The sequence below is a fragment of the Microcoleus sp. CZ3-B2 genome (assembly GCF_036705055.1).
Taxonomy (GTDB): domain Bacteria; phylum Cyanobacteriota; class Cyanobacteriia; order Cyanobacteriales; family Microcoleaceae; genus Microcoleus.
This window is the reverse complement of the sequence record NZ_JAUBTN010000038.1, coordinates 34,639-49,216: the sequence shown is the minus strand read 5'-3', so window position 1 is coordinate 49,216 and position 14,578 is coordinate 34,639. Positions and strand designations below refer to the sequence as shown.

The 14,578-nt window shown below is 45.2% G+C and carries 15 protein-coding genes; 10 read left to right on the top strand and 5 right to left on the bottom strand.

Going from position 1 to position 14,578, the window contains the following annotated elements; genetic code table 11:
* Positions 1 to 203: 203 nt before the first annotated feature.
* Positions 204 to 1,172 (bottom strand): hypothetical protein, encoded by a 969-nt coding sequence (locus tag QUA97_RS17635; RefSeq protein ID WP_333195369.1) that lies wholly within the window; start codon positions 1,170 to 1,172, stop codon positions 204 to 206.
* Between the two features lie 181 nt (positions 1,173 to 1,353).
* On the opposite strand from QUA97_RS17635, the gene QUA97_RS17630 reads away from it, so the two are divergent.
* On the top strand, positions 1,354 to 1,500 hold the full coding sequence (locus tag QUA97_RS17630; protein WP_194069614.1) for a hypothetical protein: 147 nt from the start codon (positions 1,354 to 1,356) through the stop codon (positions 1,498 to 1,500).
* Between the two features lie 222 nt (positions 1,501 to 1,722).
* Here QUA97_RS17630 and QUA97_RS17625 read toward each other — a convergent pair whose 3' ends face one another.
* On the bottom strand, positions 1,723 to 1,848 hold the full coding sequence (locus QUA97_RS17625) for a hypothetical protein (protein WP_255515911.1): 126 nt from the start codon (positions 1,846 to 1,848) through the stop codon (positions 1,723 to 1,725).
* 189 nt (positions 1,849 to 2,037) lie between these two features.
* Here QUA97_RS17625 and QUA97_RS17620 point away from each other — a divergent pair, with 189 nt between their 5' ends.
* The 8 genes from QUA97_RS17620 (at position 2,038) to QUA97_RS17585 (ending at position 11,639) form a co-directional block, all read left to right on the top strand.
* On the top strand, positions 2,038 to 4,419 hold the full coding sequence (locus tag QUA97_RS17620; RefSeq protein WP_333195367.1) for a ribonuclease R family protein: 2,382 nt from the start codon (positions 2,038 to 2,040) through the stop codon (positions 4,417 to 4,419).
* 221 nt (positions 4,420 to 4,640) lie between these two features.
* Complete coding sequence (locus tag QUA97_RS17615; RefSeq protein ID WP_333195365.1) at positions 4,641 to 5,540, top strand: FAD-dependent oxidoreductase; 900 nt, start codon at positions 4,641 to 4,643, stop codon at positions 5,538 to 5,540.
* Positions 5,495 to 6,145, top strand: a complete 651-nt coding sequence (locus tag QUA97_RS17610) for a hypothetical protein (protein ID WP_333195363.1) — start codon at positions 5,495 to 5,497, stop codon at positions 6,143 to 6,145. Before QUA97_RS17615 ends, QUA97_RS17610 begins: the two co-directional genes overlap by 46 nt.
* A 184-nt stretch (positions 6,146 to 6,329) precedes the next feature.
* Positions 6,330 to 7,724, top strand: coding sequence for an ArnT family glycosyltransferase (locus QUA97_RS17605; RefSeq protein WP_333195361.1), 1,395 nt, complete (start codon positions 6,330 to 6,332; stop codon positions 7,722 to 7,724).
* A 79-nt stretch (positions 7,725 to 7,803) separates the two neighbouring features.
* Positions 7,804 to 9,162, top strand: coding sequence for a glycosyltransferase family 39 protein (locus tag QUA97_RS17600; RefSeq protein WP_333195359.1), 1,359 nt, complete (start codon positions 7,804 to 7,806; stop codon positions 9,160 to 9,162).
* Positions 9,163 to 9,349: 187 nt separating this feature from the next.
* Positions 9,350 to 9,991, top strand: coding sequence for a flavin prenyltransferase UbiX (locus QUA97_RS17595; protein ID WP_333195358.1), 642 nt, complete (start codon positions 9,350 to 9,352; stop codon positions 9,989 to 9,991).
* A gap of 196 nt (positions 9,992 to 10,187) precedes the next feature.
* A complete protein-coding gene (locus QUA97_RS17590; protein ID WP_333195356.1) occupies positions 10,188 to 11,060 on the top strand; it encodes a LapA family protein in 873 nt (290 codons plus the stop codon).
* A 27-nt stretch (positions 11,061 to 11,087) separates the two neighbouring features.
* Entirely contained in the window at positions 11,088 to 11,639 is a 552-nt protein-coding gene (locus QUA97_RS17585) for a shikimate kinase (protein WP_194069605.1), read from the top strand.
* A gap of 620 nt (positions 11,640 to 12,259) precedes the next feature.
* On the opposite strand, the gene QUA97_RS17580 is transcribed toward QUA97_RS17585, so the two are convergent.
* The 3 genes from QUA97_RS17580 to QUA97_RS17570 form a co-directional block, all read right to left on the bottom strand.
* Positions 12,260 to 12,541: a hypothetical protein gene (locus QUA97_RS17580; RefSeq protein WP_194069604.1), complete on the bottom strand. Its 282-nt coding sequence runs from the start codon at positions 12,539 to 12,541 to the stop codon at positions 12,260 to 12,262.
* Between the two features lie 67 nt (positions 12,542 to 12,608).
* Positions 12,609 to 13,052 (bottom strand): hypothetical protein, encoded by a 444-nt coding sequence (locus QUA97_RS17575; protein WP_194069602.1) that lies wholly within the window; start codon positions 13,050 to 13,052, stop codon positions 12,609 to 12,611.
* 195 nt (positions 13,053 to 13,247) lie between these two features.
* On the bottom strand, positions 13,248 to 13,652 hold the full coding sequence (locus tag QUA97_RS17570) for an NIL domain-containing protein (protein WP_193976335.1): 405 nt from the start codon (positions 13,650 to 13,652) through the stop codon (positions 13,248 to 13,250).
* Between the two features lie 179 nt (positions 13,653 to 13,831).
* Between QUA97_RS17570 and QUA97_RS17565 the strand changes: the two genes are divergently transcribed.
* Positions 13,832 to 14,434: a thioredoxin family protein gene (locus QUA97_RS17565; protein WP_194069600.1), complete on the top strand. Its 603-nt coding sequence runs from the start codon at positions 13,832 to 13,834 to the stop codon at positions 14,432 to 14,434.
* Positions 14,435 to 14,578: the final 144 nt, after the last annotated feature.

Sequence of the window (14,578 nt, the reverse complement as noted above, 5' to 3'; positions counted from 1 at the left end):
TGCGTCGAAACCGGGTTTTTTACCCAAATCTTTGGTTCTCAACCTTAATATCTGTAAAAAACCCGGTTTCTTTAATCCTGGATAAACGGGTGCGTCGAAACCGGGTTTTTTACCCAAATCTTTGGTTCTCAACCTTAATATCTGTAAAAAACCCGGTTTCTTTAATCTAATAGCCTCCAGCGCCTTGTTTAGTTTCCGAATTCCTAGGCTAAAGATTCGAGATATTGCAGGAAATCGAGCAGTTGTTCTGGGTTTAATAAATGCCGCGCTGCTTTCTCATAAGCTTGTTTGAGATAATCTTTTCCTTGGCTGGCAGTCCAGCTTAACCGCTTGATTTCGTCAGTGGTTCTGCTGTAAATTTCCAGATATTCTAGGAAATCTGCCAACTCTTCGCTAGAAAGCTCTCTCTGCGACGACTTGTCATAAAGTTGTTGGAGACAGTCCATTTCCGTTTTTTTATTCCATCCCTGGCGTTTGAGGATGCCGTCTATGTTGGCGATCGTATCAGAATCGTCCTCGATCGCATCACTGGGAATTCCCACCGCGATCGGTTGCAATTCCCTAATTTCAGCAGCACCCTGCGACAGTTCGCTGATTTGGGCCGGCGCTACCGACAGTTCCTCCATTGGTTCCCCGTAGCTGGAAGAAAGCCAAGCATCCGAGTCTATTTGCTTCGGTACAAATCCAGCCGCCGGAACTCGATCGACCGCAGGCGGTTCCGGTTCCGCTACAGGTGCGATCGGCTCTGCATTTAATTTAGATTCAGTATTGACAAAATTGCTTTGATGTGGTAATTCAACTTTTTCGGCAACAGGCATTTCTAAAACAGGAAGAGGAGCAAGGGCCGGCCCAGGCGCAGCAGCAACGGTCGGCGGAGGCGGCACTGGCACCAGCACCTCCGCCTCCGCACCAAGGGTCGGCGGAGGTGGCACGGGCGCAGGCGAAACGGCAACAACAGCAGCAGCGGGTTCGGAAAATCCGAGGACGGCGATCGCCCTCGATCGGGCGCGGTCTTCAGCACCCTCAACAGACTCAGCAGCCGACATACCCGTAGCGAGAGTTTTACCGTCAACCTGAACCAGACAGCGAACCACAAACTTACCGTGATGAATAGTCAGCAACTCACAGATTAACTGTCCAGTGGGATAAAGGGCGCGAAATTGAGCAAACATAATTTTTTGACCCCGAAACCAGAAGGGGGCTGATGACTTCAGTTTAGTACAACCCACAGAAAACAATTTTCTGAAAGCACCTATTCAACATACAATAAATAAAAGGTGAATCATCAGCGCAACCTTTCACCCGACTAAACCCTATCCCACATCCTGCCGTTTAAGCTAGCAAGCAGCGGGTATGAAACAGCAACTAAGCAAAAGTAGTAAAGTCTCCGGTTTTGTGTACCTTGCACTTTCTACAGCACAGATTGCTCCAGACCCGCTGGTTGTACCTCTGTCCGCAAGGACAGAGCGCTTGCAAAAAACAGGGCATTTCTTGCGGTAAGCAACTAGCAATTTTGCCCGATCGCCAGTAAAATCTTTGGCTTTAGCAAAAGGCAAAAGGCACTTCAAAAGCAAGAAGAAAGCAGGAACAAGGCAGACGGAAAAATGCAGGAGGCCCAAATGCAAATTTTCTCCTCTCCAAATCCATCTCCCCATCCCCGACTCAACCCGTCGCTTTCAGCATCGAGTCATCTTTTAAGAACCGACAGGGGCTTTCTACTTATTAGCGAAGAACTCGGCGCTGCCAGCCAAAAGCCAAGGAACCAACGCTAAAAACTTGTATTGGGGAATAGGGTGCGGGGCCTTTGTCTGCACCGCCATCGGTCAGTTGCAGACAAACAGCAGACAATTAGCGACTGCCGGTGTCGGGAAAAAATCTGAAAAAATCCCTGGCTGCAGGTAGCACCGACTGTGCTGGCATCTCCACCTACTAACCCGCGCATTTGTTGGGAAGCAGGCACAGCGAGGGTAAGAAAGGGTGCGGCTGATTTCGCCAAAATTTAGACTAATTGCTGGAAACAAGAGGATCGATCGCTACATGGAATTTTCTATCGCTGCACTGCTGGCAAATTTTACAGAAGACAAATTAGTGGCTCCCAAAGCATTAGAGAAAAAACTCGATTGCAACGACGCCACCAGTCAACTCAAACTTCAAATCGCATTAGAAGCTCTAGAGAAAATTGGCATATTAGTCAAAGACAAAGGCCGCTACCGCCGAGTAGCTGAAGACGACGTAGTAGAAGCAAAACTCCGCTGTTCGAGCAAAGGATTTTGTTTCGCAATTCAAGATGCCGAAGGCTCAGAAGACGTTTACGTGCGAGAAAGTCACCTCTCGACAGCTTGGAATGGCGATCGAGTATTAGTCAAAATCATCAAAGAAGGCAGCCGCCGCCGATCGCCCGAAGGCGAAGTCATGCTGATCCTCGAACGCGCCAACCCCTCGGTACTGGCGCGAGTCAAGCAAACCGCCACCCCCACCGGCCGCGTCAGCTACAGAGCAATTCCCCTGGACGATCGCCTGTTGTTTGAACTAGACTTGCTCGCCAACGGCACAAACCTGCAAGAGGCGATCGACCATTTAGTACACGTCGAAGTCAAACGCTACCCCCTCGGCACCCATCGGCCAGTCGGCAAAGTAGTACAGGTACTCGGTTCCGACGCCGAAGCAGCAGACGACCTCGACATCGTATGCTGCAAACACGACTTGCCGCGCTCCTTCCCCGCCGCCGTCATCAAAGCAGCCGAAAACTTGCCCAGCAAACTCAAAAAAACCGACATCAAAAAACGGTTAGATTTGCGGAACAGCCTGACAGTCACCTTTAGCAAAAACGAAGAGGGAGAAACCAACACCCAAAACGAAGCCCCTCAAGTTCCAGAGGAAAATTTCTCCGAGGGAACAGCCGAAAACGAGCTCGAAAACGAATTCGACCCGACCTCATTTTTGTGCGATCCGCCCATAGAACGCGCACTGTCGATCGAAACCCTCAAATCCGGCGGCTGGCAAGTAGCAATCCACATCGCCGACGCAGCCGAGTACGTGCAGCCAGAAACCCCCCTAGACCGCGAAGCCCGCAAACGAGGCACCAGCGCCCATCTCGGAGAAAAAATCATCCCCGTACAGCCACAAATCCTCAACGATCGATGCTCGCTGCAACCAGACACCGAACGGCTGGCCTTCAGCATACTGCTGACCCTAGACGCATCGGGAGAACTCACAGAATACGAGATTCAAACCAGCGTCATTCACATTGACTACCAGCTCAGCTACGAACAAGCTCAAGCAATTATCGAACCAGACTCCGATGCCGAAGATCACCCTTTATCCTCCGCCCTCCGTCCTTTCCTAGATCAAATCAGGGCTGCCTCACAGGCTGTTAGACAGACGAGACTCCAGCGGGGAGCTTTTGAACTAAATTTGCCGGATGCTAACTCTCACTTCGACGACGAAGGCGAATTAGGAGCTTTTACAACGGCTACCCCCGCCCAGTCGGCGGTCTCCGAATTGGTCGTACTCGCCAACCAAGCTGTCGCCACCCACCTGCAAGCCTTGGGAGTCCCAGCAATCTATCGCGTCCAGCCGATGCCAGACCCTGCGGACATTCAAGAGTTCATCAAACTCTCCAACAACCTCGGAGGCGAACTGTATCTCGAAAACGAAGAAGAAGTTCTGCCCTTGGACTTCCAGCGATTTACCCAGCAATTTGCCGACCTCAAGTCCGAAAGAGTTCTCACCTACCTGCTGGAAGACACCATGAAGCCGGCTGTTTACAGCACAACTCCCAAGCCACACTTCGGTTTAGCGCTGCAAGACGGTTACACGCGCTGTACTTCCCCGCTTTCCCGCTACGCCGATTTGCTGGTGCTGCGGGTGTTGCAAGCGGTGTTCGAGCAAGGCCGCAGCAGCCGCACAACTCGGGCTAAGGAAAAAGTCAACCTGCACCATTCCTCCTGTCACGGTCAAATTACTTGGAACGTTCTCCCCCCAGATTTGCACCACGAATTTGAGACAGAGTTTGCAGCGGCGGTGGTACATCTGACGGAACGCGAAAGGGTTGCGGAAGATGCCGAAAGCGATTTGCAGGGATTGAAGAAAACCGGATTGATGAAAGAGCGCACCGGTCAAACTTTCCAGGGTTTGATTACAGGGGTGCAGTCTTACGGTTTCTTTGTGGAAATTGAGGTGCGGCCGCCGGAGAGCGAACTGTTGCGAGTGGAAGGATTGGTACACGTTTCTTCGCTGAAGGATGATTGGTATGAATATCGATCGCGCCAGCAAACTCTAGTTGGTCGCAAAAACCGCAATCAGTACCGTTTGGGCGATCGGGTAGAAGTTCAAGTCAAAAGCGTTGACTACTACCGCCAGCAAATTGATTTAGTTGCTGTTGGCGGCGGTAGTCAAGCTTTTGATGATGATGATTAGTTAGTTGATTGTTGACTGTTGACGGTTGACAGTTGACGGTTGACTGTTGACTGTTAACCCTTTTTATTTTGTAGGTTGGGTAGAGCGATAGCGAAACCCAACTATACTTAGAAAATCTGCATAAGCTCGATCGGCTCTAAAATTAGGATAAATCGGTTGTTTTATTGACAAACTGTGCTACTCTAAAACGTTAGTTATAAAAACTTCATCAACAGCAAAACGTGTCCCCAATATACATACTTGGGGCTGGGCCAGCCGGTCTAGCTGCCGCTTATACGCTAACACAGCAAGGTCAAACAGTTGTCGTCGTCGAGCGAGAATCGCAAGTTGGCGGACTCGCTAAAAGCATCAAGTACCAAGGATTTATTCTCGACCTCGGCCCCCACCGCTTTTACACTAAGATTCCCCCCGTCCTCAAACTCTGGAACGAAGTTTTGGACACCGAACAAGTCACAGTCAGCCGCCTTACCCGCATTTACTATAACGGCAAATACTTTAGCTATCCCCTCAAAGCCTTAGAAGTCTTATTTGCTCTCGGTATAGTTGAAAATGTACGCATCTTTTTTTCTTATTTAGCAGCAAAACTGTTACCCAACCGCCACCCAAAAAACTTTTCAGAATGGGTTACAGCTAAATTTGGTAAGCGTTTATTTGAGATATTTTTTGAAGCTTATACAGAAAAACTTTGGGGGATTCCCTGCACTGAAATTAGTGCTGAATGGGCCGCCCAGCGGATTAAAGGACTTTCGCTGCTAAAAGCACTTTGCACCGCTTTTTTTGGTAGTGATGGCAAAGTTAAAAGCCTAATCGATCAATTTCAATTTCCCCGTTTAGGCTCAGGCCAATTATACGACAAAATCAGCGAATATCTACTGGGGAAAAATCAGGAAATTCTCGTGAATACAGAAGTAGTGCGGGTGCACGAACACAACAGTCGCGTTACTCAACTCACTCTGAGAAATCGCCACACCGGAGTAGAGTCAACGGTTGGCTGTAGTGCAGTGATTTCCTCAGTACCCCTGAATACATTAGTAGAACAAATGATTCTACCCCCCCCCGTAAGGAAATCTTATCATTGGCGCGATCGCTCAAGTTTCGCAACACAATTCTCGTTTATCTAATAATTGAAGGCAGCCAGTTATTCCCTGACAACTGGCTTTATATCAACGAGCCCAGTGTCAGCGTCGGGAGGGTAACTAATTTTGCCAATTGGTCGCCCCAAATGCTGCCGAACCAGCACCAAACGCCTTTATGCTGCGAATATTGGTGTAACCTCGACGAACCGATGTGGCGGCAGCCGGAAGCTGAACTTTTGAGTTTGGCAGAACAAGAATTGAGAAAAATTGGGCTGCTTCGCGATGAGAAGGTTGCGGGAGGTTTTGTCGTGCGCTTGCCACGTACTTACCCTATTTATGCAGGCAATTACAAACACATTTTATCAGAAATTCAAACTTATATCAAGCAATTTGAGAATTTGCAAGTTGTGGGTCGTTACGGTGCTTTTAAGTATAACAACCAAGACCACAGTTTGCTGATGGGAATTTTAGCTGCCCAGAATGTATTGAACCCAGGTAAACATGACCTTTGGGAGGTCAATTCTGACAGTGAATATGTCGAAGAAGCGAGTGTTGATGCTGCGACTACTCCCGCTAGGCTAGCTGGTGTTGGTAGGCGACAGAAAATCATACATTTGTTGAAGCAACGAATATCAAAGAATAGATTGTAGCTGGTAATTTCAATATCAAATAGTCCTGGACGCATTGGGACTGAGAAACCGGCTTTTTTACGACAAGACGCGTTATAACCCACAGACTTGGTAAAAAACCCGGTTTCTGACTACCCCTGCGTAAGTCCCGATCAAATCTGCAGTATTAACAGAGCATTTATTGCTGTCAATGAGGATTAAATAGATGAAAAGTACAAAAATATATGGCTTTAATTTTACAATCAGGGGAGTGCTGATAATAGGTTTTTTGCTGAGGTGCTTATTGACAAGTGTGATGCTTGCTATTAACCACACATCAGGAGCGTACACTCCAGACACCGAATCATACCTGATAACAGCCAAAAAGTTAATAGAGTCAGGTCAGTTTGCAACTGGCGTACAGCCGGAAATATTTCGCACTCCTGGCTATCCACTATTATTAATACCAGGAATTTTATTGGGTCAGCAAGAACTTGTGGCAATCTTTATTCAAATACTGCTGAGCTGCTTCACGATATTTCTAATATATAAAATTGCATTGGCTATTTGGGGTGAAAGCAAAATTGCAACTTTTTGTGCCTTGCTGTATGCAGTTGAACCAGTATCTATCCTATGGCTGACGCTGCTGATGCCTGAAACCCTGTTTACGGCTTTAATCACCTTATTCATTTATTTACTGATAAAATACTTTACTGAAAGGTCGTGTAAATATTTACTCTGTGCAGCAATTAGTCTGGTGGCATCTATATATGTCCGACCTATAGGGTATTATTTACCTTTGATTATCGCTGCCATCTTATTGATAGATAGCTTAACAAAGATTCAAAAGAATAAGATTTTGATAATTCATGCTTGCGTCTTTTTTATAGTGACGATGGGTAGCGTTGGCATTTGGCAAGTCAGGAACTATGTAAAAACTGGATATTCGGGATTCGCGGCTGTTTCTGACTACAATCTATATTGCTATAACGGGCTATCTGTAATTGCCAAACAAAAAAATATAGCTTTTGAAAAAATGGCTGAACAGCTCGGATGTAATAGTCGTGCCAAGTATTTAAAACTTAATCCAGAACAACAAGAATGGAGTCAGAGCCAAATTTACCGTTACATGGGGAAAGAAGGAAAGAAAATGATTTTCAGCCACACTTGGGAGGCCTCAATTGTTCATTTAGAAGGAACTCTTAGAACCTTGATTGAGACACCCGCAAAGCTGTACCTAAAACGATTCACTAGGCAACGTAATCCGGCTCTAAGCCTTTCCTCTCAAATTCCTAAACTTTTAACTGGTCAAACAACCTGGACAGCAATATTTAGTAATTTTCACCTTTCGCCTCTAGTCTTTTTTACTGACTTAAGCTTGTTATTAATATCAGGAGTCTATCTGCTAGGTGTTACCGCAACTTTACTATCGAATAATTTCCTGAAAAATAGGGCAATTATCGCGCTTGTTAGCATAGTCGCATACTTCCTTGCTCTATCCGGCGGCGTTGCAGGTGGCTATAGGTTTCGTCTTGCCATTATGCCAATCATCTGTCTGCTGGCTGGATATGGCTTGTGGTTGATTGTAGATAAAATTAAGCCAAGAAATATTCATGAGTAAGGAGATATATAGCTAATAACTTTAATGCTTAATAGACCGCGTACCATAATTTTACAATTGAAAATAGGTAATTGTTAAGATGATAAAAAATACCAAAAAATTCCGGCCTAAATTTACCATTTTTTCATTGCTGTTAGTCGCATTATTGATGAGATTGTTACTGCCTGTTTTAGCTTTGAGTATTACCCAAAATTTAGAAATGTTTAATCGAGGTGATACATTGTCCTTCATAATCCCTGCAAATAAGCTCATAGAATTCGGTCAGTTTTTAAACATTGATAATCAACCAGAACTATTTCGCACTCCTGGCTATCCTTTACTACTAATCCCCGGAATATTACTAGGCTATGTGGGAAATGTGACTGTTTTTATTCAAATAATTCTAGATTGTTTGACTGTATATCTGATATACAAAATTGCTTTACTCCTCTTTAAAAAAGATGAAATTGCCATTGTATGTGCTTTACTATATGCCATTGAACCCTTACCAATACTCAGGTCAGCTTTTTTAATGTCTGAGACTTTACATACAACTTTATTAACTTTGTTTTTGAAGCTGCTGTTAGAATACTTCAAGAATAAGTCAGGAAAACACCTAGCTTTGGCAGCTATGACTTTAGCAGCATCTATTTATGTCAGACCTATCGGATATTATTTGCCTTTTCTGATAACTGCTATCCTCCTAGTCTGGAATTTAAAAAAAATGCAGGCAAGGAAACTTTTAATTATTCATACCTGTATTTTTTTGATCGTGTCGATGGGTAGCCTTGGTATTTGGCAAATTAGAAACTATGTAAAAGCAGGATATTCTGGATTTGCTGCTGTTTCTGATTACAACTTATATTGCTATAATGGAGCTGCTTTAATCGCCGATCAAAAAAGAATAGAGTTTGAAGATAGCCACGAACAATTGGGGTGTACTAAACACGAGAAATATTTTATGCTTCATCCTGAACAGCGAGAGTGGAGTCAGGCTAAAATTTACCGTTACATGGGTAAAGAAGGAAAAAAGATGATTTTGAGTCAGCCTTTCACTTACTCAATAATCCATTTAAAAGGAATGTTCGCGACTTTAGTTCAGACCCCAGCCAACCGATATGTACCATTATTCGTGGGGCGGTTCGATCGATCGATCACTCCTTCATATCAAAATCTCGATCGATACAGCTCTATCATATTTTGGACTAATTTAAGCCTGTCATTATTCTCAGGCGTATATCTTTTAAGTGCAGCTATAGCATTACTATCAAAGAGATTCCTGAATAATTGGTCAATGATTACGCTTGTCAGCGTCGCTGTCTACTTCCTGACTGTATCAGGTGGGATAGTTGGCAGCCATAGGTTTCGCCTTGCTATTATGCCAATCATCTGTCTGCTGGCTGGATATGGCTTGTGGTTGATTGTAGATAAAATTAAGCCAAAAAATATTCAGGAGTAAGGCGACATTGCTAACTTTAGTGCTTTTGTGCTGGAAGAATTAGTATTGTTGAACCGCGAAGACACGAAGCACGCGAAGGAAGAAAAGAGAAGCAAGAAGGAAGAAGTAGATAAGTAATATCGAGCCGACAGCATGGGGGTTATTCGATCGCGATATAATTAGTGAGCTTATTCCTGGATAATTGCCCATGACTAATTCTGTTTCAGTCCCCGCCCAACCTCTAATTGTAGGAGTGACTGGAGCATCGGGACTGATTTACGCGGTGCGAACATTAAAATATCTCTTGGAAGCCGATCGCGCCGTGGAACTGGTAGCATCAAAATCTACCTACATGGTTTGGCAAAGCGAACAGAACATCCGAATGCCCGCAGAACCGACGCTTCAAGAAGAATTCTGGCGGGAAAAAGCAGGAGTACCCAATTCTGGCAAACTTCGCTGCCATCCGTGGCAAGATGTTGGTGCTAATATTGCTAGCGGCTCCTTTCGCACCCAAGGAATGATGATTATTCCCTGTAGCATGAGTACACTAGGCAAGTTAGCCGCCGGATTGAGCTCGGATTTGCTCGAAAGAGCGGCCGACGTTCAGCTTAAGGAAGGGAGAAAATTGGTACTTGTACCTAGAGAAACTCCTTTTAGCTTGATTCACCTGCGAAATTTGACTACCTTAGCCGAAGCAGGGGCTAGAATTGTGCCAGCGATTCCCGCTTGGTATCACAATCCTCAAACTATTGAAGATTTGGTAGACTTTGTAGTGGCTCGCGCTTTAGACCAGTTAGGAATTGATTGCGTTCCTCTCAAACGCTGGAAGGAAGAAGAAGGGAGTCATTAGTCATTAGTCATTAGTCATTGGTCATTAGTCATTAGTCATTAGTCATTAGTCATTAGTCATTAGTCATTAGTCAATTCCCAATAACCAATAACCACTAATCACTAACCAACAACCAATAACCAATAACCACTAACCACTAACCAATAACCAATAACCAATAACCAATAACCAATAACCAATAACCAATATTATTGATATGCGTCCTATATTATTGCTAGTAATTGTGGTAGGGCTAACTATTTTTGCCTTGCAAAATGTGGAGCCGGTTTTATCGCTGGTATTTCTCGGAATTCGATCGCCCGCATTACCCTTATCTATCTGGATTTTGCTCGGCATGGCGGCGGGTGCTGTCACGTCTTTATTTATTTCTGGTATGCTGGCTTTTTCCAATTACCTATCTCAAAGGGAAAACCGCACCGGCCGCGACATTCCCAGCCGTGATGCTGTCTCAGCAGACAGGAGAACAGCTTACGCCGCGCCTCCCCCTCCCAGAAAACAGGAGATTGACCCGGATTTTGATACGGAAAATAGCCAAACTTCCTATCGAACTCAGTACGGGACACCGGCGGGTTACAGCGCCCAGACTTTCCAGCAAGAAATTCCTAACCCTCGGCCTGCGAAGGATGACGATCGACTTGGAATCGATCGAGCCACAGACGATGAGGATGATTGGGTTTCTGATGGCTCAAAATCCGGTTCTGACGGCAGCGATGATGATTGGGGGGACGATCGCGATTTTGCCGATCGACCGCAGGTAAATGACGTTGCAGGGGCAAATCCGAGGGATTACGAAACGAAACAAGAACCGAAAAGTAAGTCTTGGGCTGGGTCGGTATACTCTTACGGCTATCGAGATCCGAATCAATCTGGGGTGGGGAAAACTGAGTCTATCTACGATGCGGAGTATCGGGTGGTGGTTCCACCGCAAGACACCATACTTCAATCGGGTGACGCGAAATTACCTCAAAATCCTAGTGCAGAATCAGAGGATGATTGGGGATTGGATGAGGATGATGTATTTGATGAGGACTCGCCACCCAGCGGCGGGCCGATTAATTTGAAAAAATAGTCAAATAAAAATAGGGAGGATTTGGCGGTGGATTTGTTGAGGGGAGTTAATGTCTATCTCGTCGGGATGATGGGTTCGGGAAAAACGACGGTGGGGCGGATTTTAGCAAGGGAATTAAAATACCGTTTTTTTGATACTGATGAGCTCATTGTTCGAGTTGCGAATCAGTCAATTGCTGAGATTTTCGATCGCGAAGGGGAAGAGGCTTTTCGGGAATTAGAAGCTAAGGTGCTCGCCGAATTGTCTGCTTATAAAAATTCGATCGTGGCTACGGGCGGCGGCATTGTGACGCGACCGACAAATTGGGGTCATTTGCACTACGGTATAGTGGTGTGGCTGGATGTACCTGTAGATAGATTGTGCGATCGACTGAGCTCGGACAGCACTCGCCCCCTACTGCGGGAGGGCGATCTCAAATCTAAGCTGCAAAACATTTTAAACGAACGAGAGCGTTTCTACGCTGGAGCAGATGTCCGAGTTTCCACCAGTGGAGGCGAAAAGCCTGAAGAAGTGGCCCGTCGCGCGATCGAGGAAATCAAAAAAATTATCAAACCCGAAACAAAACCCGATATCAATTGATACATTCAGAAACCTGGTTTATGGTAAAACAATCAGGTTTCTGAGGACTTTTGAATACCGTAAAAATACTGATTTTTGTCTGATTGTGTCCGTTTAACTGCAGAATGTTTGGGAATGATATAGCCTTTCTTTGCTCTCATAGGAGGTACTATCCGGTATAGGGCATAGGCCTCCGTGGGCATAGGGCATAGGCCTCCGTGGGCATAGGGCATAGGGTATACCTCACTTTTTTGATATCCGCTATATCAAATCCTCTCTTCATCGGAATAGTAAGTTGACAGTTAACAGTTAACAGTTAACAGTTAACAGTTAACATCATGTATGAGTGCAACCGGAATTGATATGAAGCGGATTTGAGCGGATGTGGGGCTTAAGTTTTATATCATCACGCATTATCAATTTTGAATGCGAAAATGGTGTGAGTTGTGCCAAAAAATAAAATGGCCCCACCGCGGTCGGGCTGTAGGGCGCAAGGACAGTTAAACGCTAACCTGATTATCGGAAAATTTAGCATCAATGCTATCCTCCTATGTGACGATTTCACGATCGTCCATTCACTCATCAATTCTCCTGTATCAAAAAATGTAACCTGAGATCGATCGACTTCAACTTGTCCTATTCTAAAAATAATACCTCATGCATTCTGACGAGCAGCTCCCGAAAGCTGCTTTTTTATTGAGCAAAAATCGGTCATAGAGCATCTGTACGTGATATCCTAGGGCGATCGCACGATCGTAACAAAAACGGATCGCGCGTGCGGACTCGCATTCCGCCACACGCGCGATCCGACCGGACACAACATCGCGAAGATGGAAAACTGCTATAATTGCGCCGATGGGGCGATCGGTCAGAGGTAAGGTTTTGAAAAAACCAGAGCTATATTTCTTCAAGGGCGATCGCATAGTTTTCAGCTAAATATCCGCTGCCAATTAATTGTAGAATTTGGTTGGGTGAATTTCCCCTTCCCGATTAAGGTAATACGAGCTGGCCTGTTTTTGCCAAAAATTCTATCCCTCCGCCCAACCCCAAACCACTCATAGAAACAGCAGTTAATATCACAAAAGTCCGCCATCTGTGGTGGCCAAATAATTGAATGTCTAATCTTGCCAAAGCTCCGGCTGAAGTTAAGACTAAACCAGTTACAAAAAGGTGCATCCAAGTAAAAACTATAACTGCCAAAAGAGCTCCTACAATAATCGAAATAAAAGCTCCGGCATCACTCGAAATCCACCGCATAATATTTTTTTTTATTCTCTTGAGCGGGAACGACAAAGCTATAGCTAACACTAAAACAGCGGCTACGGCGAAAAACCAAGTCAGGTGCGGGGGAACATCAAACTCAGATAATTTCCAGCCAAAAATGAAATAGGTAACAAAAAGTAGGGTTAGGGAAAGCGAATAGTTTTTTTTCATGTTGATGAAAAGATTAGGGAAACCATGCAAAAAAGACGACCCCGCCCAAAAACGGAAGTCCCCGACAGGACTAACGGTCGATTCCCAAATTTTAGACTAAAGTTCAAGTTTCCACATCGCAAGCTGCCAGAAAATCTCTCATTCTTCCATTCTTCAATTGTGCCATCGACTTGCACCGAGAAGTTCGCCGCCGGCCTAGAGGTTAGTAGAAATAGCTTGCACCGGACAAGTAGGGATGCACTGCTCGCAAACAATACAGCGCGATCGAGCAAAGGTTAGTTTAAAGCTTTCTGGGTCTAGGGTCAAGGCTTGCGTGGGGCATACCCCCGTGCACAGGCCGCAGTGAACGCAGATATCTTCATCTATAAGGATTTCCCTGCTGGCGAGGGAAACGCCGATATTTTGCGATCGCATCCAGTCGATCGCCGCTTCTAGTTGGTCGATGTCCCCCGATAACTCTAGCACCAGTTTGCCCACTTGATTCGGAGCCACCTGAGCGCGGATAATGTTGGCTGCAACATTAAAATCCTTTGCCAGTCGGTAGGTGACAGGCATTTGGATCGATCGTTGGGGAAACGTCAGCGTTACCCGTTTTTTCACTTTTACCTCGGTAATCTACAAACACAATCTTTCTTATATTATGTTCGATCGCACGTACACGTAATTTAATTATTGGTATCAGGCAAATTTTATCTCAAATTTAGCAGAGCATCTCAAAATGTGGTAAAATTTGAAGCGGTTATTAAAAAAAACATAAAAATAACATCGCCCTTTATTTTATGAATCTCAATTCTCCAAACTCAACTGCTGCCAACGAACCAAAAAAATCCGACATGACCACCGCCGCGCGCGTCAGAAACTTATTGATAGTGTTAGCAGCGATCGCCCTGTCAGTATCTGTATTGTTGGGATTGCGAACTCAAGCGCCATCAAGTAGTCTCACCGAAATGGCAAAAACATCCGTACCGCTGGAAACAGCCTTAACAAACGGCAAGCCAACATTCATGGAATTTTATGCTGATTGGTGCGGTAGCTGTCAGGCAATGGCTAGCGATTTGAGCACAATCAAAGACAAATATGCCGAACCGATGAATTTTGTCATGCTGAATGTAGACAACACTAAATGGCTGCCAGAAATCACCAAATATCGAGTAGACGGCATACCGCACTTTGTCTATTTGAACGATAAAGGCAGCAGAGTTGCTGAAACGATCGGCGAAATGCCGCGCAGTATTATGGAAGCTAATTTAGAAGCTTTGATTGCCGGAAAACCCCTGCCTCACGCTCAAGCAACAGGTCAAGTTTCTGATTTTACTCCCCCCACAGGGCCAGTGAAAACAAGTAGCTCCGACCCCCGCACCCACGGCAGTCAAGTGCAGTAGTCATTGGTCATTGGTCATTGGTCATTGGTTAGTAGAAATAAGACTGTAAATACAAGCGGCTAGTTTTACCAACACTTCTGGCCTAAAACCAATCATCTCATAAACCCGCCCTTGCCAGGATATTATGGTCAATCGATCGTACTT